This is a genomic window from Shumkonia mesophila (assembly GCF_026163695.1).
Taxonomy (GTDB): Bacteria; Pseudomonadota; Alphaproteobacteria; order Rhodospirillales; family Shumkoniaceae; genus Shumkonia; species Shumkonia mesophila.
In genome coordinates, this window is sequence record NZ_JAOTID010000051.1 from 1 (window position 1) to 1,110 (window position 1,110).

Annotated in this window: 1 protein-coding gene and 1 pseudogene; both read right to left on the bottom strand. The window is 58.6% G+C overall.

Annotation, left to right across the window (positions count from 1 at the left end; all coding sequences use genetic code 11):
• Positions 1-293: 293 nt before the first annotated feature.
• Positions 294-419 (bottom strand): annotated as a pseudogene (locus tag ODR01_RS25195) (IS110 family transposase); the annotation flags it as partial.
• Positions 420-475: 56 nt separating this feature from the next.
• Positions 476-787, bottom strand: a complete 312-nt coding sequence (locus ODR01_RS25380; RefSeq protein WP_449441463.1) for a hypothetical protein — start codon at positions 785-787, stop codon at positions 476-478.
• Positions 788-1,110: the final 323 nt, after the last annotated feature.

Here is a 1,110-nt window from a genome sequence, read left to right on the forward strand (position 1 = left end):
GGACTTTGAGGCCACCATCGCCAGCGCTGAGGCGTGGATCTTCATCGCTTCGATCCGCCTCATGCTTCGCCGGATGGGATCTCCGCGTCATGCGTAATCCGAGTTTCGAGTCAGGCTCTCAGGCAAAGGGTGCAGTCCAGAAGTCCGCGGGTCAGGTCCCAAATCACTCCAACGCGCTTGAAGGCGCACGGGCCCCAAGGGTTTTCCCGACCCCCAGTTCGACCGGTTCGTTATCACTACTCAGCCCCTTGTCCATCCCGGCCAGGAACGATCGTCCGGCGGGAAAATAATTTCTACGCGGCTGGAGCCGTGTAACATTCATTGCGGGCAAGGACGGCCCACGCGATCCGCGCTGTTTTGTTGGCGAGAGCCACCGTTACGACTCTCGCTGGCTTGTGTTCGAGCAGGTTGATCTCCCACGCCTTGCAGGCATTCCCTTGACGAGCAAGCAGGGGGACAGCTATATCCGCCGCCGTCATCCTTGCGATCCCTTCGGCTTGAAGCTCTTCATCGACGCCCACGCCTCGATCAGCGTGCCGTCGACACTGAAGTGCTCTCTCGACAGCAACCGTCTCACCCGAGGCCGCGACAGCACGGCGGCCACAAGTCGGCTGTCACGGCTCAACGATTTCTCTCTGTCCACATCGCCGCCTACAATCACTTCAACACCCAGCGCCATCTCATCTCGCGAAAATATCGCAAGCTGTTTCTCTTGGTGGCAATGGCGAAATATGGCGATACCGACGTAACCATCGTCGATATCCAAACGACCGTCGCGTTCACCCATTAACGTGACAATACCGCAAGGAGCGTAGCGATCGAAGCCTGAGGCCCCTACCGGGTGACGTGGGGAAGCCGCTGGTCAAACCAGACATTTCGCCGAGCGGTCGATGGCGTAAAGGCCGCTTCTAATTACTCAAAGCGATGAATGATCCAAATAAGGTCAAAACAAGGAAACGGAATGGCCGCCCCGATACGGTGCGGCCATACTGATTTCGTCAAACGAAAGCGAAATGCCGACGACTACCTTTGCACGCGTCCGGAGGCGTCGCCGCCGGCCAGTTTCTCGACCTCGGCCACGCTGACGCGGTTGAAGTCGCCCGGGATGGT